This window comes from Streptomyces sp. NPDC127114 (genome assembly GCF_042677525.1).
GTDB lineage: Bacteria > Actinomycetota > Actinomycetes > Streptomycetales > Streptomycetaceae > Streptomyces.
The window spans coordinates 20161-43664 of the sequence record NZ_JBHXTJ010000018.1; the positions used below are offsets into that span (position 1 = coordinate 20161).

The 23504-nt window shown below is 70.5% G+C and carries 15 protein-coding genes and 1 pseudogene; 11 read left to right on the forward strand and 5 right to left on the reverse strand.

From position 1 onward, the window contains the following. Positions 1-163: 163 nt before the first annotated feature. Positions 164-1192, forward strand: a complete 1029-nt coding sequence (locus ACFVGS_RS19625) for a hypothetical protein (protein WP_385693174.1) — start codon at positions 164-166, stop codon at positions 1190-1192. A 104-nt stretch (positions 1193-1296) separates the two neighbouring features. Beyond that, positions 1297-1944, forward strand: coding sequence for a TetR/AcrR family transcriptional regulator (locus ACFVGS_RS19630; protein ID WP_384406944.1), 648 nt, complete (start codon positions 1297-1299; stop codon positions 1942-1944). A gap of 104 nt (positions 1945-2048) precedes the next feature. Here ACFVGS_RS19630 and ACFVGS_RS19635 read toward each other — a convergent pair whose 3' ends face one another. After that, positions 2049-3668, reverse strand: coding sequence for an MFS transporter (locus ACFVGS_RS19635; RefSeq protein WP_384406942.1), 1620 nt, complete (start codon positions 3666-3668; stop codon positions 2049-2051). A gap of 721 nt (positions 3669-4389) precedes the next feature. Next, the gene (locus ACFVGS_RS19640) at positions 4390-5025 is read right to left on the reverse strand and encodes a TetR/AcrR family transcriptional regulator (protein WP_384406940.1); all 636 of its coding nucleotides are present in this window, start codon (positions 5023-5025) and stop codon (positions 4390-4392) included. Between the two features lie 135 nt (positions 5026-5160). Here ACFVGS_RS19640 and ACFVGS_RS19645 point away from each other — a divergent pair, with 135 nt between their 5' ends. The 6 genes from ACFVGS_RS19645 to ACFVGS_RS19670 all read left to right on the forward strand — a co-directional run bounded on the left by ACFVGS_RS19645 (position 5161) and on the right by ACFVGS_RS19670 (position 12603). Then, a complete protein-coding gene (locus ACFVGS_RS19645) occupies positions 5161-6315 on the forward strand; it encodes a VOC family protein (RefSeq protein ID WP_385693175.1) in 1155 nt (384 codons plus the stop codon). A 28-nt stretch (positions 6316-6343) separates the two neighbouring features. Continuing rightward, positions 6344-7372, forward strand: coding sequence for a fumarylacetoacetate hydrolase family protein (locus ACFVGS_RS19650; RefSeq protein ID WP_385693176.1), 1029 nt, complete (start codon positions 6344-6346; stop codon positions 7370-7372). Next, a complete protein-coding gene (locus ACFVGS_RS19655) occupies positions 7369-8985 on the forward strand; it encodes a bifunctional 3-(3-hydroxy-phenyl)propionate/3-hydroxycinnamic acid hydroxylase (protein WP_385693177.1) in 1617 nt (538 codons plus the stop codon). The genes ACFVGS_RS19650 and ACFVGS_RS19655 overlap by 4 nt, the downstream gene beginning before the upstream one ends. Continuing rightward, entirely contained in the window at positions 8982-10955 is a 1974-nt protein-coding gene (locus ACFVGS_RS19660) for an acetoacetate--CoA ligase (protein WP_385693178.1), read from the forward strand. Before ACFVGS_RS19655 ends, ACFVGS_RS19660 begins: the two co-directional genes overlap by 4 nt. Beyond that, entirely contained in the window at positions 10952-11305 is a 354-nt protein-coding gene (locus tag ACFVGS_RS19665; RefSeq protein WP_384406930.1) for a DoxX family protein, read from the forward strand. Before ACFVGS_RS19660 ends, ACFVGS_RS19665 begins: the two co-directional genes overlap by 4 nt. 260 nt (positions 11306-11565) lie before the next feature. Next, positions 11566-12603, forward strand: a complete 1038-nt coding sequence (locus tag ACFVGS_RS19670) for a hypothetical protein (protein ID WP_385693179.1) — start codon at positions 11566-11568, stop codon at positions 12601-12603. Between the two features lie 384 nt (positions 12604-12987). On the opposite strand, the gene ACFVGS_RS19675 is transcribed toward ACFVGS_RS19670, so the two are convergent. From ACFVGS_RS19675 to ACFVGS_RS19685, 3 genes and pseudogenes are all read right to left on the reverse strand, one after another. Next, a complete protein-coding gene (locus tag ACFVGS_RS19675) occupies positions 12988-13353 on the reverse strand; it encodes a hypothetical protein (protein ID WP_384406926.1) in 366 nt (121 codons plus the stop codon). A gap of 294 nt (positions 13354-13647) precedes the next feature. Then, positions 13648-15930 (reverse strand): alpha-xylosidase, encoded by a 2283-nt coding sequence (gene yicI / locus ACFVGS_RS19680; RefSeq protein WP_385693180.1) that lies wholly within the window; start codon positions 15928-15930, stop codon positions 13648-13650. A gap of 680 nt (positions 15931-16610) precedes the next feature. Next, positions 16611-19450 (reverse strand): annotated as a pseudogene (locus tag ACFVGS_RS19685) (glycoside hydrolase family 3 C-terminal domain-containing protein). A 335-nt stretch (positions 19451-19785) separates the two neighbouring features. Between ACFVGS_RS19685 and ACFVGS_RS19690 the strand changes: the two are divergent. Genes ACFVGS_RS19690 through ACFVGS_RS19700 form a run of 3 tightly spaced genes read left to right on the forward strand, consistent with a single transcriptional unit; the run spans position 19786 to position 23437 of the window. Continuing rightward, positions 19786-21462, forward strand: coding sequence for an extracellular solute-binding protein (locus tag ACFVGS_RS19690; RefSeq protein WP_385693181.1), 1677 nt, complete (start codon positions 19786-19788; stop codon positions 21460-21462). Next, positions 21462-22514, forward strand: coding sequence for an ABC transporter permease (locus ACFVGS_RS19695; protein ID WP_384406918.1), 1053 nt, complete (start codon positions 21462-21464; stop codon positions 22512-22514). Before ACFVGS_RS19690 ends, ACFVGS_RS19695 begins: the two co-directional genes overlap by 1 nt. Then, entirely contained in the window at positions 22511-23437 is a 927-nt protein-coding gene (locus ACFVGS_RS19700; protein ID WP_384406916.1) for a carbohydrate ABC transporter permease, read from the forward strand. Before ACFVGS_RS19695 ends, ACFVGS_RS19700 begins: the two co-directional genes overlap by 4 nt. Positions 23438-23504: the final 67 nt, after the last annotated feature.

The window sequence follows — 23504 nt, forward strand, 5'->3', positions numbered from 1 at the left end:
CGGATATCGAATGCTCAGCAATGCGTGACCGGTGCTGCGTCTGCGGCCGGCGCGTTGACAAAGCGTTCGCGCAAACTGATGATGTAATCAGTTATGCGGAGACGCTCAAATTCGCCACGCATCTCCGCGCCTCATGTAGCGAAGTGGCTGATTTGCGACGTACGTGAAAACCGCCCGCGCCGAGCGGCTGCGCGACACCGGCGTGAACGCGCCCAGGAACTGGGAGTTCCCCTTCGGTACGCCGCGCGTGCACGTCGCCGTCACGGTGTATGCCGCGACCGAGGACGACTGGCGTGCGGAAGTCGCCGCCTACGGGAAGGAGTTGGGCGAGGTTCCTGGCGTACGGCTGCTGTCCCACCAGGACTTCGCGGCCGACGGGTACAACGTCTTCGGCTACCGGGACGGCTTCAGTCAGCCGGTGGTCGAGGGCAGCGGGGCCGAACCGCTGCCCGGCGACGGACGCCCGATCAAGGCGGGCGAGTTCGTGCTCGGACACCCGAGCGAGACAGGCGTCCCGCTGTCCGTGCCGGCTCCGGACGTCCTCGGCCGCAACGGCACCTACGTGGTCTTCCGCAAGTACCACTCCCACGTCGCCGCCTTCAACCGCGCCGCAGCCAAGGCGCTCACCCGCATGGGGCGCCCGCTCCCACCGGCCGTTGAGACCCTGGCCGCCGCCAACCACCACATCCTCGGCGAGACCTTCCACTCCATGGCCGCGCTGCGCTACGGCGACCACGTCGCCAAGATCTCGGCCGCGCCGCGCTCCGCGAACGTGCGGGCCCTGACCGGCCGGCCTGTCGAGAAGAAGGCCGGCGAGTCAGCGCTGCGCGACCTCGTCGTCGACTTCTTCGCGCACAACAGCGCCGAGTACGACATCCGCGCCCAGCTGTGCACGGACATCGACCGTATGCCCGTGGAGGACGCGTCAGTCCTGTGGCCCGAGGAGCTGTCACCCCACGAAGTCGTGGGCGTGCTCCACCTGCCCGCCCAGGACGCCTACAGCGACGCCCGCCGCCGCTACGCGGACGACGTCCTCTCCTTCAGCCCCTGGCACGCCCTGGAGGCCCACCGTCCGCTGGGCTCCGTCATGCGCTCCCGCCGCGCCGCCTATCCCAGCTCCAGCGACTTCCGCCACCGGCTCAACGGGGTCGACCCCCAGGAGCCGGCGAGCGTCAAGGAGCTTCCCGCCTGATCAGGCAGGCCGGTCCGGGGATGCGGCCACGGATCGGGGCGGGACTCCCGTGTCAGAATGGACGTGCCCGTTCTTCGTCCGGTTTTCATCATCGAGGTTCTTCCGTGTCCCAGCCCGTTGGCCGTGTGCCGCAGCGACGCAATGCACGGTCCAACCGGGCGCGCATCCTGGCCACCGCGCGCCAGGAGCTCGGGCGGAACCCCGACACCACTCTGGAGGAGCTGGCGCGAGCTTCCGGTGTCGTCCGGCGCACTCTCTTCGGGCATTTCCCCGGACGGGCGGCGCTCCTGGAGGCGCTGGCCGAGGAGGCCGCCGAGGCTCTCCAGGCCGCCGCGGCGGCCGGGGTGACGGCGACGGACCCGGCCGAGCGGGCACTCGCGCGCTTCTCGTTGTCGATGTGGCCGGTGGGTGACCGATACCGGATGCTCCTGGCGCTGGCCCAGCGGGACCTGGGCATGGAACGGGTCGCCGGGATCCTCGAGCCCGCCCGGGTCAGGGTCACGACCATCCTGGAGCGGGGGCAGCGGGACGGCGTTTTCCACTCCCACCTGCCGCCCGCGGTCATGGGCGCCGGCCTGGAGGCGATGACGGTCGCCCTGCTGGAAGAGGTCAACACCGGCGCGCTGGAGGACGACGGGACGCGTACGGCCGTCGCCACGCTCATCGCGGCCGGCGTGCCGGAGAAGCAGGCGCGCGTCGTGGTCGATGAGGTGATCGCCGCGGTCGCGGCGGAGGCCGTCGCCGATAGCTGAGTGCCGTGCGCCGCTCAGGCACGGCCCGCTCTGGAGTGAAGGAGGCCGGATCGGGACTTCCGGCCTCCGGTCGGCGGTCATGGGTCGCGCCGGGCCTGTCGGGCTCAGACGGCGCCCACGGGTTCGCTCTTCGCCGCTGCTTCCGCCGCCACCGATTCCTCCTGACGGTGCTTCCTGGTGGCCTTGCGGCCGGGCAGCACGGCAATGACGATCAGGGTTCCGGCGCCCATGACGATCGCGCCGATGAGGCTGGTGTGCGCGATGGCGTGTGCGAAGGACTCGTGCACCGCCTCGATCAGGGTCTGGGCCTGCTGGGGGCCACCGCCCGGGGTTTTGGCGACGTGCTCGGCGACCGCGAGGCCGCCGCCCACCGACTCCTTGGCGGTGTCCATCGCCTCGGCCGGGAGGCGACCGCCGATCATGGCGGTCAGCTTGTCCTTGTAGGACGTGGCGAGGAGCGAGCCGAGCACGGCGATGCCCAGCGCGCAGCCGAGTTCCAGCGCGGTGTCGTTGGCGCCGCCGCCGACGCCCAGCTCGGACTCGGGGAAGGACCCCATGATGGTGTCGGTGGCCGGGGACAGACTCAGGCCGATCGCGAAGCCGAGCATCAGCAGGGGCGTCAGGAAGTCCGAGTACGTTGAGCCCGACTCGATCTGCGTGAGCAGGAAGACGCCCGCCGTGCCGATCACCATGCCGGTGCCCACGACCAGCTTCACGCCCAGCTTCGGGGCCAGCTTGCCGGTGACCGCGGCGCCGACGAAGACGGCTCCGGCCAGCGGCAGCAGGCGTATGCCGGTCTCCAGGGCGTTGTACTCGAGAACGAACTGCAGGAACTGGGTGGAGTAGTAGATCGAACCGAAGGTGCCGAAGAAGAAGAACAGCACCGCGAGCATCGAGCCGCTGAAGGGCCGCCCCTTGAACTTGCGCACGTCCAGCATCGGGTTCGGATGCTTCAACTCCCAGGCCGCGAAGGCCAGCAGGCCGACAGCGGCGACGACGGCCGCGGTGATCGGGCCGGCGCCCCAGCCGAAGTGCGGGCCCTCGATGGTCGCGTAGACCAGGCTGCCGATGAACACGATCGAGAGCAGACCGCCGACGTAGTCGATCCGGCCCATGCCCGTCGCCTTTGACGGCGGCACCAGGAGCAGCGCGCCGATGACGCCGAGGACCGCGAGGGGGACGTTCATGAGGAAGGTGGAGCCCCAGGCGTGGTCCTCCAGCAGCCAGCCGGCGGCCACCGGGCCGGCGGCGATGGCGAGACCTGACGTGGCGCTCCAGGCCGTGATGGCCTTGGCGCGCTCCGCCCTGGGGAAGATCGCGACCAGCAGCGACAGGGTGGCCGGCATGACAACGGCGGCACCGACGCCCATGATCGCGCGGGCGATGACGACCAGGTTGGTCTCGTCGACCAGGCCGCCCATCACCGAACCGCCCGCGAAGATCAGCAGGCCGAGGATGAGTGCGCCGCGGCGGCTGTATTTGTCGCCGATCGCGCCCAGGACGAGCATCAGCGCGGCGTACGGAACGGTGTAGCCGTCGATGACCCACTGCAGGTCACTGCTGGACAGCCCTAGATCCTTCGTGAGGTCCGGCGCGGCGACGACGAGCGACGTGTTCGCCATGACCACGATCAGCAGGCTCAGGCAGAGCACGAGCAGGGCCCACCAGCGCCGTGAATAGGGCCCGGTCGTCTTCTCGGCGGGTGTGTTCGCAAAGAGCGGCATCGAAACTCCTCGGCAGGAGGAAGCGGAGGCTTCGGGGGTTCGTGGACGGGGGTGAAGGGCGGGCACGGCCGTGGACCGGCGAGGCACCGGGGTGCGGTTAATTGCCCACTGATGTGCAGATTAGTTTATTGCCCATCGGTGTGCAACTATCGGGGCCCATGCTTCACCGACCGGCGGTTCCGACATGACCCGCGCGCTCGTCACAGACGCTTCGGGGCGCAACCGGACCCGTCTCGTGCGGGCCCGCATTCCAGAGGCGGGCCAGGCGGGAACTCGGGTGCGTCGCACGGTCTACGGCCACTTCAACGGCAGGGCCGCGCTCGTGGAGGGCCTGGGGGAGGACACTGCGCAGGCGCTGCGGCAGCCACTCGCGGCGCCGGGCGCTGGGGGGGCCACCTGCTGGGGCTCCTGGAGTGCGGGAGCGCGGGAACCTCGACCGGCGACCGCACACGCCCCGCGACCGCCGTCTGGTCGCGATGGGCGTGGACGGCGACCGCGCCGTCACTTACGTCTGAGGGATCGGGCCGGCCCCGCCCTTGAAAGCGCTGTTCGACAAGGCCCTGGAAGGGTCCGTCCCGATGCAGAACGTCCCCGAAGGGCTGCACCTGCGCTCGGTCGCCATCGCGGAGAACGGGATCGAGGCCCGCTTCACCGGCTGCTCGGTCAGGTTCCGTCCGAGCTCGTCGTCCACCGCGTAGGGGGAGCGGACGCCGGGGGCCGGTCAGGCGAGGTCGGGGAGGGGACGCCGGGCGACCTCGTGGGCGTCGTCCGGCGGGACGCCCAGCATGCGCAGGACCATCTCGGCGAGGTTCACCGCGGCGTCGTCGCCGTCCACGTCGGGCCGGGCGAATCGCAGCTCCACCAGGGACAGCAGGGTGCCACCCAGGGCGGACAGGGCGACCGCCGTGTCGACGGCGGTGAAGCGGCCGGAGGCCATACCGACCTCGAGGTCCCGCAGCGCCCGCCGGGCCAGGCCGTTGTCCGAGTGGATGTGGCCCAGGCCCCGGCGGCGCAGCACCTGCATCAGCTCCGGGTGCGACTCGGCCATGCGGGCGCTCAGCCGGAAGCCCGCCGCGACGAGCTCCGCCGGGTCGTCGATCCCGGCCAGGTGTTCGTCGAAGGTCTGGCCGTACTCCTCCAGTGCGTCCCGCACCGCGGCCTCGAACAGCTCCGTCTTCGAGTCGAAGTGGTTGTAGAACGAGCCGAAGCCGACGTCGGCGCGCTCGGCGATCACCTGGATGCTGACGCTGGTGTCCCCGGTCTCGGCGAGTATCTGGCGGGCCGCGCGGACGAGAGCTCCGCGGGTCTCCGCGCGACGCCGCTCGAATCGGTTGCTGGGCGGGGCTGACGTAGGCATACGCAGAGTCTAACCGCGGAGTCGATGACCATCGCAGTCCTGATGAATTCATCATTTCCTGCCGCGAACGCCTTGACGATGGAACTGTCACACTTGATGATTTCCTCATTAAGGCGATGTTGCTTGGAGGACACCATGTCCGAAACCCGCGTCGACACAGTCGGCGTCCCGGACGTCAGGACGGCCCATCAGGACCTCCACAGCGCGCAGGGCGCCCTGCGCGGCGAACATCCCGGGCGGTCCCGCGACCCCGTGATCAAGGTGGCCGACCTGGCCTGGCTGGAGTTCGAGAAGCCCGACCTGGACCGGGCCGAGGTCTTCGCCCGGGACTTCGGCTTCGGTATCGCCGCCCGGAGCGAGAGCGAGCTGTGGCTGCGGGGCACCTTCGCCGGCTCGCCGTGCATGGTGATCCGGCGCGGCCGGACCTCCCGATTCATCGGCCCGGCGTTCCGCGCCGCCGAGCGGGCCGACCTGGACCGGCTGGCCCGCGCCACGGGCACGTCCGTACGGGACGCGGACGTGCCCGGCAGCGGCAAGGCGGTCGACCTGCTCGACCCTTCCGGCTTCCCGGTCCGGGTCGTGCACTGCGGGGAGGAACTGCCGGCGCTGCCCGAGCAGCAGCCGCTGCCGCTCAACTTCGGCACCGATCACCGTCGCACGAACGTCACCCAGCGTCCGCCGCGTGAACCCTCCCGCATCCAGCGCCTGGGCCATGTGGTCCTGGAGACAAGGGTGTTCGGGCGCGCCCTCGACTGGTACCTGGACACCCTCGGGATGATCGTCTCCGACTTCCTCTTCCTGGACGGTCAGCGCGACCGCGGCCCGACGATGGCGTTCATCCGCTGCGACCAGGGCAGCCGGGCCGTCGACCACCACACGCTGGCCATGCACCTGGGCCCGGGCAACGGCTACGTCCACTCCGCCTACCAGGTGACCGACCTCGACTCGATCGCCGCGGGCGGCGAGTACCTGGCCGAGCGTGGCTACCGGCGCAGCTGGGGCATCGGCCGCCACATCCAGGGCAGCCAGCTCTTCGACTACTGGCGCGACCCCGACCGCTTCATGCTGGAGCACTTCGCCGACGGCGACCTGTTCTCCTGCGACCTGGAGCCCGGCTGGGCACCCATGTCGACCTCCGGCCTCGCCCAGTGGGGACCGCCGGCCACCCGTGACTTCCTCGGCGCGAGCCCCTCCCCGCAGCGGGTCCGTGACGTCATCGAAGCCCTGCGAGGCGACAACGAGATGGACCCGGCACGCCTGCTGGGCCTGCTCAAAGCAGCCAGGTCCTGAACCCCGACCCCCTCACAAAGGTACTGACATGAGCACCAACGTCCTGCGCACCGCCGACGGATGGTGGGTCCTCCTTCCTCCAGCTCTCGACTCCGCTCGAGCAGGGGAGACCCCATTCGACCGGGCCGTCCCCGTCGACACCAAGGCCGCCACCACCGCCGAGCTGATCGCCGACCGGGCGGCCGTGCGCGAGGCCGCCCGCTCCGGGGAGGCGGGCACGCCCGTCGCCGACCTGGTCGCCCTCTCGCCGGTGACCACCCCCTGCCGCGTGGTCGCACAGATGGTCAACTACCGCAGCCACGCCCGCGACTCGGGCTTCACCGGCGACATCCCGCCCGCCTTCTTCCGCAAGGCGTCCGGGTCGGTGAGTGGCCCGGGCGAGGCGATCGTCCGGCCGTCGCACGTGAAGTTCCTCGACTACGAGATCGAACTCGGGCTCGTCATGGGCGCACCCCTGCCCGTCGGCACCGTGGTCGAGGAGCGCGACCTGCCGTCGTACGTCGCCGGGCTGGTGATCACGAACGACGTCAGCGCCCGTGAGGTGCAGCTGACCAAGACGCAGTTCTACGAGAGCAAGTCGTACCCGACCTTCACACCGACCGGGCCCTACCTGGCGCTGCTGGAGCCCGAGGACTTCGCCCATCTCCTCGATCTGCGGCTGCGGCTGTCGGTCAACGGCGAACTGCGCCAGGACCGCACCCTCGCCGACATGATCGTCCGCCCGGCACAGGCGCTGACCCTGCTGGCCCGCTTCCAGACCCTCGACCGCGGCGACCTGCTGCTCACCGGAACCCCCGGCGGCACGGCCCTCAAGGCCCCGCCCAAGGCGGTCGAGAAGATCGGCGCGCTGCTGCCGCCCGCCGTGAAGTGGAAGGCGTTCTTCAAGAGCCAGGCCCGTAACCCGCACTACCTGCACACGGGTGACGTGATCACGGCGACGATCTCGACCGCGGACGGGCGGATCGACCTCGGCGAGCAGCGCACGCGCGTCACGGACGCTGGGGCTACCCCCTCATCGAAGAGCTTGGGGGAAGGACCCGAGGTGAGCCGCACATGACCGCCGACCACACCGGACCCCGGGACCCCGCACCCGGGCCGGCACAGACAGACCCCGCACCCGTCGTGATCATCGGCGCCGGCCCGGTGGGCGTGACCGCCGCCCTCCTCCTCGCCCGGCGCGGTATCCGCACCGTCGTCCTGGAACGCCACCAGGACGTCTATCCGCTCCCGCGCGCCGTCGCCACCGACGACGAGGTGCGCCGCATCCTCCAGGCCGCGGGCGTGGGCGAGGAGTTCGCCGCGATCGCCCGCCCCGCGAACGGACTCCGGCTGCTGGACGCCCGCCACCGGGTCATGGCCGAGTTCCGGCGCACCGAGCACGGCCGTCACGGCTACCCGCAGACCAGCATGTTCGACCAGCCCGAGCTGGAACGACTGCTGCGCGACGCCCTCGCCCAGCGCCCGGAGTGCGAGCTGCGGGGCGGTGTCGAGGTCACCGGCATCGTCCCGGACACCACCGGCCCCGTGCGCGTGACCTACCGCGACGAGGAAGGCGAGCACCACCTCCGGGCCGAGGCGGTCCTCGGCTGCGACGGCGCGGGCAGCCTCACCCGCGACGCCATCGGCGCCGCATGGGAAGACCTGCGCTTCGAGGAACGCTGGACCGTCATCGACGTCCGCACGAAGGCCGACGTCCGCTGCTGGGAAGGCGTCGACCAGGTCTGCGACCCCCACCGGCCGGCGACGTTCATGCGCGTCGGTGAGGACCGCTACCGCTGGGAGTTCCGGCTGCAAGAAGGGCAGCAACCGGTCCGCGAGCTGATCGCTCCGTGGCTGTCGCCCTCGTACGACGGGGACTTCGACGTCGTACGGGAGACGCAGTACACCTTCCGCGCGCGGGTGGCCGACCGGTGGCGCAGCGGACGCGTCTTCCTCCTCGGCGACGCCGCCCACCTCACCCCGCCGTTCATCGGGCAGGGGCTGTGCTCGGGCCTGCGTGATGCCTACAACCTCACCTGGAAGCTGGCCCGCGTCCTCGGCCAGGGCGGCGACGAGCGTCTCCTTGACACGTACGAGAGCGAGCGCAAGCCGCACGCACGGCATGTGATCCGGCTCGCGGTCGCCATGGGCTGGGCCATGACCGGCGGCCAGGACGGCGCCGCCACACTACGCCGCAGGATCCTGGCCGCGGCCTGTCGCGTACCCGGCCTCACCGCGGCGGCGGGCCGCGACCTCAGCCCGCCCCTGACCGCCGGGCCCCTCGTCCGCCGCCGGATGCGCAGGAGCCTCGTGGGCACCCACTGCCCGCAGCCATGGGTGGCACTCGACGGCCGGCGCAGCCGCCTCGACGACCTGCTCGGCGACGGCTTCACCGTCCTGACCGCCGCCGGACCCTGGCCCTCGCTGCGCGCCCTCGCCCACGGGCTCGGCGTCCCGGCGATCCCCGTGACCGACCTCCGTGACGACGGCACGCTCGCCGCCTGGCTGCGCGCCGGCCGGGCGGACGCCGTCCTGCTGCGTCCGGACCGCGTCGTCATGGACGTCGTCCCGGCCGGGAGGCACGACTTCACGGACACCGCCGCCTGGGCGTCTCTCCTGCACACCACGCGCAGCCCCGACCCTTCCCCACGGACCGTCGAGAAAAGCCTGCTGAGGAGCGCCACACGATGACCAGGCCGTACCCGCAACCCTTCACGACGCCCGATCCGCAGGCCGTCGCGGACAGCCGCATCATGGACTTCGCCCGCCACGCCGGGCTCGACGGCACCGACTACGCCGCCCTGCACCACTGGTCGGTCACCGACCTGGAAGGCTTCTGGGGCGCGGTGTGGGACTACTTCCACATCGACGCGTACTCCCCGTACGAGCAGGTGCTCGCGGAGGAGCGGATGCCGGGCGCCCGCTGGTTCCCCGGGGCCACCCTCAACTACACCCACCACGCCCTGCGCACCCTCACCGACGACACCGTGGCGATCATCGCCCTCGACGAGACCGGCTCCAGCCACGAGGTGACCGGCGGCCGGCTGTGCGCCCAGGTCGCCTCCGTCGCCGCCACCCTGCGCGACCTGGGCGTCGGCAAGGGGGATCGGGTCGTCGGCTACCTGCCCAACACCCCGCACGCGATCGTCGCCTTCCTCGCCGCCGCGAGCCTCGGCGCCGTCTGGTCGGTCTGCGGGCAGGACTACGCCCCCAAGGCCGCCGCCGACCGCTTCGCCCAGCTCGAACCCACCGTCCTGATCTCCGCCGACGGCTACCTCTTCAACGGCACCACCCACGACCGCCGAGACGCCACCCTCGAACTCGCCGGCGCGCTCCCGACATTGAAGGCCACCCTGCTGGTGGACCACATGGGCCTGCCGTGGCCGCCACAGGCGTACCCGTCGCCGGTGGTGCCGTGGGAGGAAGCCTCCACCCGCACCGAGGAACTCACCTGCACACCGGTGCCGTTCGACCACCCGCTGTGGGTCGTGTTCTCCTCGGGCACCACCGGCCTGCCCAAGGGCATCGTCCACGGCCACGGCGGCGTCCTGCTCGAACATCTCAAGACCCTCGGCCTGCACTCCGACCTCGGCCGCGGCGACCGCCTCCTGTGGTACACCACCACCCACTGGATGATGTGGAACCTGGTCGCCTCCACGCTGCTCACCGGCGCCACCACATGCACCTACGACGGCAGCCCGGCGCCCTTCGCCAAGCTCGACGTCCTGTGGGAGCTGGCCGCGCGCCACCGGGTGACCGTCTTCGGCACCAGCCCCCAGTACCTGCTGGGCATGGCCAAGTACGGCATCGACCCCTCGGCACACGACCTGTCGTCGATCCGCGTGGTCGGCTGCACCGGCTCCGCCCTGCCGGCCTCCGCCTACCCCTGGGTCCGCCACCACGTCGGCGACCACGTCCTGCTCGCTTCCATCAGCGGCGGCACGGACGTCGTCTCCGGCTTCGCCGGCAGCGCCCCCAACACACCGGTCTGGGCCGGAGAGCTCTCAGCACCCCACCTGGGCGTGGCCCTGGCCGCGTACGACGCCGAGGGCCTCCCGATCGTGGACCGGGTCGGCGAACTGGTCGTCACCCGCCCGATGCCGTCCATGCCGCTGTACTTCTGGAACGACCCCGACGGCGCCCGCTACCGCGACGCCTACTTCTCCTCCCACCCCGGCGTCTGGCGGCACGGCGACTGGATCACCCTCACCTCCCACGGCTCGGTGATCGTCCACGGCCGCTCCGACAGCACCCTGAACCGGAACGGCGTACGCCTGGGCAGCGCCGACATCCACGACGTCGTCGAATGCCTCCCCGAGATCACCGAAGCCCTCGTCATCGGCGCGGAGGAACCCGACGGCGGCTACTGGATGCCCCTGTTCGTGGTCCTCGCCGCCGACGCGACCCTGGACGACCCGCTCCGCGAGAAGATCAAGGAGGCGATCCGGACGGGTGCCTCACCCCGCCACGTCCCCGACGAGATCCTGGAAGCCCCCGGCATCCCTCACACCCGCACCGGCAAGAAACTCGAAGTGCCCGTCAAGCGCCTCCTTCAGGGCGCCCCGGTCGAGCAGGTCGTCAACCCGGCAGCCGTGGACGCCCCCGACCTCATCGATTACTTCGCCCGCCTGGGTGCCGAACGCCGGGGTCGGTGGACATGACAGCCGCGCAGATCACCCTCGCCGTCGTCCTGACCCTGGTCTTCCTGCCGCTGGGAGCGGCGAAGATCGCCGCGGTGCCGTTCATGCGCCAGGCGGCAGCGCACCTCGGCATGTCGCCGAGCCTCTACCGCGTCGTCGGCGCCCTGGAAGTGGCCGGAGCCGTCGGGCTGGTACTCGGACTGGCTTCCGCCCCCATCGGGGTGGCCGCCGGCATAGGGCTGGCGCTGCTGATGACGGCGGCCGCAGTGGTCCACCTGCGCCACGGCGACCCGCCCGCGCGGGCCCTGCCCGCCGCCGTCCTGGCCCTGACGGCGGTGGCGTACGCCGGCGTGGCGATCGGCACCGGCTGACGGCCCGCAGCATGGAACTCCCGTGCGCTTCCCACCGCGAGAGGCGTCTCGACCGCGGTACGAGTGAGCACTCATCCGCATCTGACCTCCGCCGACGGCAGGCCCATGCGGTCTGAACCCGAAGGCGGTTTCTGTTGCCGATCCATCTGTGGGAGGTGTGCGTCGCCTGCGGAGGAGAACCGCCGACTACCGGTGCGCGACCTGCGGGGACGCGGCCTGGGATGCGGCAGGATGGTCCGGTGAACGTACAACGGGTAAACATGGCAGAGGACTCCATCGGGGAGCTCGCCCGGCGGCTCGTCGCGGCAGACACGGGCGGCTGGACGCCGGAGGGCGTGCGGACTGTGGCGGCCGAACTGGGGTGGGCCTGGGGCGGCACGTCGGACGCTCCTGTGCTGATCACCGGTCGGTCCGCGGGCGATGCTCGCTTGCGCCCGGTCGGCGATGACGAGAAGCGTTACGTCGACGGCGAGTCGTACGTGGAGCTCGCGGTCCCGGTGGCTGTTCCCGCGCCGGACGCCGCGGCGCAGGCGGCGGCCTTCCGCGCCGCGAAGGAGGAGGTGACCGCCGCCTTGGGCACGCCGTCCGTCATGGGTTCGCACGGTGACATGGGCCCGGTCTACGACAGCGAGCCGCTCTGGGGTGCTCCCTTCCTGCGCTGGCGCGGCAGGCCGGATACGCTCGAACTGCGGGCCGGGAAGTCGGGTCCGGAGCTGGTCCTGCAGCCCACCGACCCCGCGGAGAACTGGTTCTGGCGTCAAGGCCACGGCGAGGAGCACGCGATCAGCGGCTTCTTCGGGAGCAACCGCGACCAGGCCAACGTCGGCCTCGGATTCCCGGGCGGTTGGACCGCCCGCAGCTGGGAGACCGTCATCCGGTCGCTGGGAGACTTCCTGGAAGCGCTGCCTGCCGAGACCACCGCCCTGGGTATCCGGATCGGGATGCCGCTCTACGGACGCGACGGTCGAAGCGCGCCGCTTCTCTTCGACGTGGTGTGCGGTGACCGGCTCTCGATCGCCTGCTTCGCCCCGGACGCCGTCGATCCGGCCGCACTCGGCTGGGGCACGGTCGCCGAATTCCCGCAGACGGCGTCGGCCTTCGGCGACGGCGACCCGGTGTGGCGTGTGGATGCGGGCGGCCCTGGCGAGCCGAAGGGCCGTGCGCTCGCCGAGATGCTCGTTGCCACGGCCAGGGCGGCGGGCGCGAGCGATCCCAGTGACCTGGTCATCGGCGGCGAGGCGGGGTACGTGGACGGCTACCACGTCACCTACTACGGGCTGGGCCTGCCGACCGGCTGACGACCTCCCAGGGGCGCACCGCCGCGGCGGTGCGCCCCTGTTCCTGGCGTTCGCCGACGAGCAGAACGGAGGATACGGACGGTGTCCTCGCGGGGTGGCGGTGCCGGGGTGAACACGTTCATCTGGCGCTGTTCACCCGGGCGTTGCCTGTGGACGACGGGGTGCCGGGCCACCTGGCGGGCCGGCTCCGGGCCGTGGTCCTCCTCGATGAAGGCCAGGGTCAGGTCCAGCGCGCTGGTGATGCCGGTCGACGTGTACACGTTGCCGTCGCGGATCCACAGGGGGCGCCGGGTCCATCCGTACATCCGGGTACCCGTTCGCCAGGTGCGGGGCGAACTGCCAGCGGGGTGGTGGCGCGAGGCGGGCCGCTTTCGGAAGGTGCGATCAGGAGACGCGCTTGAGGGTCCAGGCGTTGTTGTTGAAACCGGAGTTGGGCCACGCGACGCAGGAACTGGAGTAGTAGGAGCTGGTCTGGATCCAGCCGGCCGGATAGTAGGTGGACCCGCAGGCCTGGACGACGGTGCCTATGGGCAGGCCGGTGAGCTGCTTGATCTGCTTGATGTTCGGGTTGAAGTTCTGGGTGCCGCAGCTGGCGCTGTAACCCCAGCTGACGTCGACGTAGCCGTACGGCGTAGCGGTGCTCGCGCAGGTGGTCGTCACGTCACCGGGGGCCGCCTGGGCGGGCGCGGCGGCAAGGGCGACCATCGCGGCGGCGGCGAGAGCCATGGTGGTGGTGCGGAAACGGGTCATGCCGGGCTCCTTGGATCGGAAAACGATCAGTGGAAAACGTCAGCCCGTTTCTACGGTGTGTCCGCGAGTCGTAACAGTCTGTTTCCGGTCTAGGGGATCAGGCCACGACGACGGCCGGTCCAGTCGAGGTGCGCCGGCCCCCCTGCATCAGGCCCGTCGTGGGCGACGCGCCGATCGCGGTCGTCAACCGGCCCTTGGCCAGTCAGGCGGCGGGGCCCCTCTACGTCCCCCACCCGTGCAGGTGCGTGCCTTCCCGGGGTGGGGCCCGAGGGGACCCCACCCTGGCTGTCGGGTTCAGGCCGGGTACGGCAGGTCGGCCTCCGAGGTGCCGGCCGGCCGGGTGTGCAACGTTGCGTTCGGGCCGCCGATCCGCAGCTGCCACGGGTGCGGGCTGTCGGTGGTCACGTGCAGGCGGCCGCCACGGCGACGCAGGTGGAAACGGGCAGTCTCACCGGGACCGTCGGTGTCGGGGATCACGACGGTGCGCTCGGCGCCGTCAGCGAAGGCGTGCACCCGCAGTTCGACGCCGTCCGCCCAGGCCGAGACCGGGCGCTGGTCGTCCGCGGCGAGCGGGATGACGGAGTCGGGGCGGGCGAGCAGCGGCAGGGTGTGGAAGCCGTGCTGCTCGCGCACCCATCGGGGGCCGCTGACCTGGGCGCCGGTCAGGACGTTGGTCCACGTCCCCTCGGGCACGTAGTAGTCGACCGTGCCGTCGTCGGTGAAGACGGGGGCGACGAGCAGGTCGTCGCCGAGCAGGTACTGCCGGTCGATCGTGGCCGCGGCCGGGTCATCGGGGAACTCGAGCACCATCGCGCGCATCACGGGGACGCCGCTGGCGTGCGCCTGCTGCGCGGCGCGCTGGAGGTACGGGGCGAGGCGGTGCTTGAGCAGGGTGAACTCGCGGGTGACGTCCACGGCCTCCTCGCCGTAGTCCCACGGCACGCGGTAGGACTTGCTGCCGTGCAGGCGGCTGTGCGAGGAGAGCAGCCCGAACTGCACCCAGCGCTTGAAGACGGTGGGGGTCGGGGTGCCTTCGAAGCCGCCGATGTCGTGGCTCCAGAAGCCGAAGCCGGACAGGCCGAGGGAGAGCCCGCCGCGCAGCGACTCGGCCATGGCGTTGAAGTGGGACTCGCAGTCACCGCCCCAGTGCACCGGGTACTGCTGGCCGCCGGCGGTGGCGGAGCGGGCGAACAGCAGCGCCTCGCCCTCGCCGCGCACCTCGCGCAGCAGCTCGAAGACGGCTTCGTTGTAGAGGTGGGTGTAGTAGTTGTGCATCCGCTCGGGGTCGGATCCGTCGTGCCAGACGACGTCGGTGGGGATGCGCTCGCCGAAGTCGGTCTTGAAACAGTCCACGCCCATGTCGAGGAGGGCGCGGAGCTTGCCGGTGTACCAGGCGCGGGCGGCGGGGTTGGTGAAGTCCACCAGGGCCATGCCGGGCTGCCACAGGTCCCACTGCCAGACGCTGCCGTCAGGGCGTCGCACCAGGTGGCCCTCGCGCATGCCCTCTTCGAACAGCGCCGACTTCTGCGCGATGTACGGGTTGATCCAGGCGGAGATCCGCAGCCCCTGCTCCTTGAGGCGGGTGAGCATGCCGGCCGGGTCGGGGAAGGTGTCGGAGTCCCAGTCGAAGTCGCACCACTGGTAGCCGCGCATCCAGAAGCAGTCGAAGTGGAACACGCTGAGCGGGATGCCGCGTTCGGTCATGCCGCCCACGAAGCGGTTGACGGTGGCCTCGTCGTAGTCGGTGGTGAAGGAGGTGGTCAGCCACAGGCCGAGCGCCCAGGCCGGCGGCAGCGCGGGGCGGCCGGAGAGGGCCGTGTAACGCTCCAGGACCTGCTTCGGGGTCGGGCCGTGGACGACGAAGAACTCCAGCGACTGGTCCTCGACGCTGAACTGGACCTGGCCGACCGCCTCTGAGCCGACCTCGTAACTCACCCTGCCGGGATGGTTGACGAAGACCCCGTAGCCGCGATTGGTCAGGTGGAAGGGGACGTTCTTGTACGCCTGCTCGCTGCTCGTGCCGCCGTCCGCCTGCCAGATGTCCACCACCTGGCCGTTCTTGACGAACGGGGTGAAACGCTCACCGAGTCCGTACACCAGCTCGCCGACGCCCAGGGCGAGTTGGCCCAGCATGTGGTGCCGGCCGGCGGCGTCGGTGACGAAGCCGATGCCGCGCCCGCCCACGGAGGTCAGCTCCCGGCCGCCGGCGGAGAACTCCAGGCGCCACGGCTGGGAGGTGTCCACCCGCAGCGTCAGTTCACCCGAACCGAGTTCGACGACCGTGCCGTCCCGGTACACCTTGCCCACGTCCGGTTGAGCACCGGGCAGCGCGAACTCCGGCCCCCGGCGCACCGCGCCGGCGTGGTGGGTGGCACGTACGCCGATCACGCCCTCGGCCGGCGACCAGCACTCGACCGTCAGCAGCGCGCTGTTGAGCATGCCGCCGCGGCCGCGCACGTGCTTCACCGGAGCGTAGAGGGTTACCCGGTGCTCGTCGGCCCGGACGTCCGCGACCTCGGTGGCGTAGCGCGCGGTCACTCCGGGACGCATCAGCCAGTAGCCGTCGGTGAACTTCATCGGCTGGTTTCCTCCGTCCGCGCGCGGTGCGCGGTGATCAGGCCCCGGTACCAGTGGTAGCTGTCCTTGGGCGTTCGGGTAAGCGTCCACCCCGGCCGCGACGGCACGCGCGCCGGCGGCGAGGGTGTCGTCCTCGGCTGAGCCGGCTCCGTGGGCACGGCCGGAACGACGGGCCGGCCCGTAGTTCCGCCCTCGTCCTGACCCGCGTGCGGATCGCGGAACGGCCGCTGAGGGACGGCGGGCTGGGAAGCGGAACCCACGGGAGGGACACCTCACGAGCGGAGAGACATCGGTGGCGAAGCGCTTCGACGCTGTCACCATCTGAGACATGATGTCAATGCTCGGTAAGAAAGAAGGTTCCATTGCGGCAGCCCTTTTACTGAAGGCGAAGCGCTTCGATGATCTGTTGAGAGGTCTCCGACAACCGGCCCGCCTTCCCCGGGTAGTGGCACCGGGCCCCGTAGGCGTTGGTCGTGCGCCGGCCCCGCGATCGACTACCGGCACACGCTGCACTTGAGACAGGCCGCCAGGTCGGTGACGAGCCCGGCATCGGTCGCGGTCCCGTCGGTTCGCGACCGACCCGGTCGAACGCGGACCCGAGGAAGCCGCGCCCGGCACCGAAGCCCCCGGTGCCGGACTCCTCTGTGGCGATCCCCGTGCACAGGGGGCGGACGCAGAGCTCAGGCGGCGAAGGCGACGCGCGCGAGTCGCACCGGGCCGCGCAGTCCGAGGCGGACGTCGTGGACACCGGCGGCCACGACGACGGGGGCGCTCACCGTGGCGTAGTCGTAGGGTCCGGCCGCCGCGACCGGGGAGAGCGTGAGCACCGCCAGCACCGGTCCGTCACCCAGCGAGAGCTCGACCGTGCCCTCACCCGCGGCCTCCACCGTGATCCCGACGGCCCCCTCTCCGAAGTCGCAGTCACGGAACACCAGCTCGCCCCTCAGACCGGTCACAGGGGTGACGGAGTCGCCCGAGGTCTTCGCGCGGTCCACGATCTCCGTGTCGCTCTGGTCGTCGAAGTCCACCGCCTCCAGGCCGCCCACCATGACCGGTCGGGGGATGGACGGCTCGCCGTCGAGGTAGACGGTCCGGGCCAGGCGGATGTCCTCGCTGGACGCGCCGACGAGGATCTCGTAGCGGCCCGGTGCCACCCGCGGACGTCCCTGCGCGACGTCCCAGAACGCGAAGGCCGGCATCGGCACCCGGAAGGCGATCTCCTCGACCTCGCCGGGCGCGAGCGTCACCCGTCGGTGCGCGGCCAGTTCCCTGCGCGGCCGTGGCACCGACGGCTCCACGGCCCGGGTGTAGAGCTGGGCGACCTCGTCCGCGACGACGTCACCGGTGTTGGCGACCGTGAAGGACACGTGCAGTGTCCCGTCCTCGACGTGAGGTCCTCGTAGGAGAAGGACGCGTACGACAGGCCGTGGCCGAACGGGAAGAGCGGCGTGCCCTCGAAGTAGAGGTACGTCTGGCGGCCGCCGATCACGTCGTAGTCGAGGAGACCGGGCAGGTCCGAGTCGTCGGCGTACCAGGTCTGCGGGAGGCGGCCGGCGGGGGAGACGTCGCCGGCCAGGATCCGGGCCAGGGCGCTGCCGGCCGCCTGGCCGCCGTGGGCCGTCCACAGCAGCGCCGGCACGTCCGCGTGGTCGACCGCGTACGGGTACGCCGAGACCAGCGCGAGCACCGTGTTCGGGTTGGCCGCGCGGGCCGCGCGCAGGAGGCGCTCCTGGTGGGCGGGGAGGGCAAGGGTCGTCCGGTCCTCGGTCTCGCGGCCGTTGATGTGCGGATCGTTGCCCGCGACCACGACCACCACGTCCGCCTGCGAGGCGGCCCAGCTCACCGCGTCCTCGCCGCTCTCGACGACGACGACCTCGAAGACCTCCCCCTTCCCGGCGGCAACCTTCAGGCCGTCGGCGGCGACAGAGAGGGGGTGACCCGTACCGATGTGCCGAACGAGGTGGCCGTTCTCGTGCGGTTCGAGTCGGAACGTCTCCTGGACGATCCAGCCTCCGGGCTGGTCGGCGGAGGCTCGGACACGGCCGTCCTCGGCGACGGAGAGATAGCGGCCGTCGGGGGCGCGCAGCGTCAGCACGCCCTCGCCCCAGTCGACGAGGGAGAGTTCGGTGCCGGTCGCCGCGGTGGTGAGCGGGGGCAGATCCGTCCGGCCCGCGAGCAGGGCCGGGTCGAGGGCGCCCTCCGCGCCGCGTACCTCGTCGTCGGCGTCCGTCTCGGGGACGTGCAGGAAGGCTCCGGCCGAGGTCTTCAGGAGGATCCGGTCCACGCCCTCCGCGAAGTGCACGCGCTCCGGTCCGAACCGCTCGGACAGGCCCGCCAGCGGCGTGCTGCGGTGCAGGAGCGTGCCGCTGTACCAGTCGAGCTTGCACTCGTCGGCGAGCAGGCCGACCACCGCGAGCCGGGTGCCGGGCGCGAGCGGCAGCAGGTCACCGCTGTTCTTGAGCAGGACGACCGCCTGCTCGGCCGCCTCCTGCGCGAGGGCCCGGTGGTCCGGGGTGTCGAAGGCCGTGGTGAGCGCGTGCGGGTCGTGCTCCGGGTCGAACTCGCCGAGGCGGAAACGGACGGAGAGCTGGCGGCGGACCGCCGCGTCGACGTCCGACTCGGTCAGCAGGCCCTGTTCCAGGGCGCCGCGGACCCGTGCGGTGATCTTCGAGCCGTCGGTGCCGTGGTCGGTGAAACTGTCGACGCCGGCCAGCAGCGCGGCGGCCGTCGCCTCCTCGTGGGTGTCGAAGTAGTGCTCGGAGTCGACCAGGTTGGAGGGCGCGCCCGCGTCCGAGCAGACGAGGAGATCCTCGCCGGTCCAGGTGCGCAGATGCTCGCGCAGATAGGGCGAGACATGGTTGGGGCGGCCGTTGACCAGGTTGTACGCCGGCATCACACCGGCCACGGCGCCCGCCTCGACCGTCTCGCGGAAGGCGCGCAGGTCGTATTCGTGCAGGACGCGCGGGCGGACCGAGGAGGACGTGACGTCGCGGCCCGTCTCGTTGTTGTGGGCCAGCCAGTGCTTGAGAACGGGCGCGGTGCGCCAGTACGTCGGGTGCTCGCCGCGCAGGCCGCGGGTGTAGGCGGTGGCGATGGCCGAGGTGAGCCTCGGGTCCTCCGAGTAGCCCTCCTCGTTGCGGCCCCACAGAGGGTGGCGCAGCAGGTTCACGGTCGGGGACCAGACGTTCAGGCCCACGCGGTCGTCGCGGGCGCGCATCGCGCGGGCCTCCTTGGACACTGCCTCGCCGACCCGTCGTACGAGATCCGTGTTCCAGGTCGCGCCCAGGCCCACCGCCTGCGGGAAGACGGTGGCCGGACCCATCCAGGCCACGCCGTGCAGGGCCTCCTGGCCGGTGCGGAACGCGGCGAGGCCGAGCCGCTCCACGGCTGGCGTGAACTGGTGCAGGAATCCGATCTTCTCGTCGAGGGTGAGCCGCGACAGGAGGTCGTCGACGCGCTTCGCGAAAGGCAGCTGCTGATCGCGGAAAGGCAGTGGTGTGTGCGGCGTGTGTGCGGACACGTGGGATCCCCTTGAGGCGGAGCGGCGAGTGCTTTGAAGCGCTTCGATGCTCATCAGCCCCCAGGGCGAGTGTCAAGAGAGCGGTGCCATCACATCAAGCAGGTGTGCAAGGAATGGCGGGGAGGCGCCTCCCGGCCCTCGGAGGAATCTTGGAAGCAACTCTTGTGCGCCCATGGGTGTTCACTTAACCTCACTGCAACATTGAAGCGCTTCGACTACGCATTGCCTCGCAGTGGTCGGATCTCCGCTTTCAGCTCAGCCAGTTCCCGTCACGACACCGCAGCCGACGGCTTCCCACCGCCGGGTGTCCAGGTGCGCCACGAAGGGTTGACGCAATGACGCCGAATGCCGCCTCCTCCGGACTGAGCCGGAGAAGCTTCCTCGCCTCCACGGCGGTCGCCACTGCAGCGGTGGCCGGGGGAATCCCGCTCCTCACCGCCTGCAGCGATTCGGAGGGCGGCGGTTCGCGAGAGGGCGCCACGTCGGGCAAGGCCGCGGACAAGCTGCTCCCAACCTATGTCGCCAGCACGGTCGCCAAGCCGGACATTCCGTCGAAGAACGGCTCGTCAGCGGGCTACACCAGCAAGGTCGATCTCGCGGCCCTCGCCACCTCGGTCCCGACAAGGCTCGCCACCGGCGCTCCCCTGGAGATCATGGCCCCGCTCTGGGGCACCCCGCCGAAGCCCGGGTGCGCGTACTACACGGCTCTCGACGCCGCGGCGGGCACCAAGATCACCTGGCAGAACCAGGACGGCATCACCTACGGTGAGAAGCTCGGTGCCGTTCTCGCCTCCAGCTCCATACCCGACATGGTGGTCGTGCCGGGCTGGGAACTGGTCGGCAAGATCTCGAGCGCGGTCACGGCGAAGTTCATGGACCTCGGCCCCCACCTGGCGGGCGACAAGGTCAAGAAGTACCCCAACCTGGCCGCGATCCCGACCGACTCCTGGCGCATGAGCATCTTCGGCGGCGCGCTGCGCGGTATCCCGATGCCCGCTGCCGCCGTGCCCGGCATCGTCCCCTTCTACCGCAAGGACGTCTTCGACAAGAAGGGCTACACCGTTCCCAAGTCGGCCGACGAGTTCCTCAGCTGGGCCAAGGAGGCCACCAGCGCCAAGGCCAAGGTGTGGGCCTGTGGTGACATGAGGTGGTCGGCGGCAGGCTTCTTCGGTGTCCTCCCCGCCGGGTCGCTCGGCTGGAACATCGGGGACGACGGCAAGCTGACGTACCGCATCGAGCACCCCGAGTACCTCGAACATCTGGAGTGGGTCCGCAAGCTGTTCGCCGCGGGCGTCGTCCATCCCGACGACAAGGCGAACACGGGCGAGGCGAGCCAGCGGTTCACCTCCGGACAGATCCTGGTCTACAACGACGACATGTCCGCCTGGTACGGCAAGACCGCCGAACAGGCCCGGTCCAACCCGGACTTCGAGATCTCCGGCATGGACTACTTCGGCGCCGACGGCGGCAGCCCGACGCTGTACTCCGGCCAGCCTGCCAGCATCTGGTCGATGATCCGCAAGGGCGCCTCGAAGGAGACCGTCGAGAACGCGCTGGCCGCCGCCAACTTCGCGGCGGCACCTTACGGCACCAAGGAGCGGATGTTCGTCGACTACGGCGTCGAGGGCACCCACTACACGGTCGAGAACGGCGCCCCGGTCAAGAACGACCGGGGCATCCAGGAGGTGAACAACGCCTGGGTGCTGCTGGCGTCCCCGGCTCCCTTCACCGCCCACCCCGACCTCCCCGACATCACCCGCCTGCAGGTCGAGTGGCAGCAGCGGCAGGGCGCCTTCGTCAAGAAGACGTCCACCTACGGCATGAACATCGTCGAGCCGACCCGATACGCCACCCTCTCCAGCCAGTTCGAGCAGCTGGAGATCGACTTCGTGCGCGGCAACAAGAAGCTCTCCGACATCCAGCAGGCCATCTCCACCTGGAAGTCCTCCGGCGGCGACAAGCTGCGCGACTGGTACAAGGAGCTCCTCGACAAGAACGGCAGCGGCAACTGATGTCCGTAACGGCCGGGAGCAGGTCCGACGGGACGCGTCCCCCCGCGGCCGTCGAGGAGCCGAGGGCCGCGGTCGCCGCAGCCACCGTGAAGGAGAGCGTGCCGCGCAGGGCCGGCAAGGCGGGCAAGGTCCCCTTCCGGGTCCGGTGGCGCCGAGACCGCGCGCTCATCCTGATGACGTTGCCCGTCATCGCCCTGCTCCTGCTTTTCAACTACGTCCCGCTGCTCGGCAACGTCGTCGCCTTCCAGGACTACGACCCGTACGTCTCCAGCAACGGCATCACGGCGATCTTCCACAGCCCGTGGGTGGGCCTGGAGCAGTTCTCACGGATGCTCGACGACCCGCTGTTCTGGAGCGCCACGAAGAACACCATCGTCCTGTTCGTGCTCCAACTGGTGCTGTTCTTCCCCGTCCCCATCGCCCTCGCGCTGGTCATCAACAGCGTGATCCGGCCCCGGGTGCGGGCCGTGGCACAGGCGATCATGTATCTTCCGCACTTCTTCTCGTGGGTCCTCGTCGTCACCGTGTTCCAGCAGATCCTCGGCGGCGCGGGCATCATCGCGCAGACCCTGGAGAAGCACGGGTGGAGCGGCTTCGACCTGATGACCGATGCGGACCTCTTCAAGTATCTGGTCACCGCGCAGGCCGTGTGGAAGGACGCAGGCTGGGGGATCATCGTCTTCCTCGCGGCGCTGTCCGCCGTCAGCACCGATCTGTACGAGGCCGCCGCCATGGACGGCGCGGGGCGTTGGCGACGCATGTGGCACGTCACGCTGCCCGCGCTGCGCCCGGTGATCGCCCTGCTCCTCGTCCTCAGGGTGGGTGACGCGCTGAGCGTCGGATTCGAGCAGTTCCTGCTCCAGCGGCACGCGGTCGGCGCGGGGGCCAGCGAGGTCCTCGACACATACGTGTGGAACATGGGTATTCAGAACGGCGACTTCAGCTACGCGGCCGCGGTCGGCCTGGCCAAGGGACTCATCGGAGTCTGTCTCGTCCTGGGCGCGAACAAGTTTGCGCACCTGCTGGGCGAGCAGGGGGTGTACAAGAAGTGAGCCTCAACACGCAGCTCATCCGCAGCCTCAAGGCTCCCGCCCGCCCTGTTTGGGAGGAGCCGCCGAGCAAGGCGGGACTCACCGCCAAGGGCGGCTTCCTCGTGCTGTGCTGTCTGGGGGTGCTCGGTCCGCTGTGGATCGTGATCGTCACCAGCCTCTCCCCGAAGCCCGTGATCGACCAGGCCGGCGGCCTCGTCGTGATCCCCCAGGGCATCACCTTCGTCAACTACACGGAACTGCTCAGCGGTGGCCAGGTCAGCCGGGCGATCATGGTGTCGCTCGGTGTCACGCTCTTCGGCACGCTGTTCTCGGTGACGGTGTCGGTGCTCGCGGCCTACGGCCTGTCGCGGCCGGGAAGTCTGGGCCATCGGTTCTTCCTGATGGCCATCATGGCTACCATGTTCTTCGGGGCCGGCCTCATTCCGACGTACCTTCTGGTGCAGTCGCTGGGACTCACCGACACCTACCTGTCGCTGATCCTCCCGAGTGCCGTCAGCGTCTTCAACATCCTCGTGCTGCGCGCCTTCTTCATGGGGATCTCACCCGAACTCACCGAGTCCGCCCGCATCGACGGAGCCAGTGAGATGCGCATACTGCTGACCATCATCATGCCGCTGTCGCGCGCGGTGCTGGCCGTCATCTCGCTGTTCTACGCGGTCGGGTACTGGAGCGCCTGGTTCAACGCGTCCATCTACCTCAGCGACCAGCAGATGATGCCGCTGCAGAACGTGCTCATCCAGCTGGTCCAGAAGAACACCGAGGCTCCGACCGGCCTCCAGCAGGCGGTCCGCACCGGCCAACTCTCCCCTCTGGGGCTGCAGATGGCCGTTATGGTCCTCGCGCTGATCCCGGTCGCGGTGGCCTCCCCGTTCGTCCAGCGGCACTTCAAGAAGGGCATGCTCACGGGAGCCGTCAAGGGCTGACGCTCTGGTCGCGCCCACGCGACGGAGTCGCACATCGACACGGCCCCGCGCTGCCTGATCCCAGCTC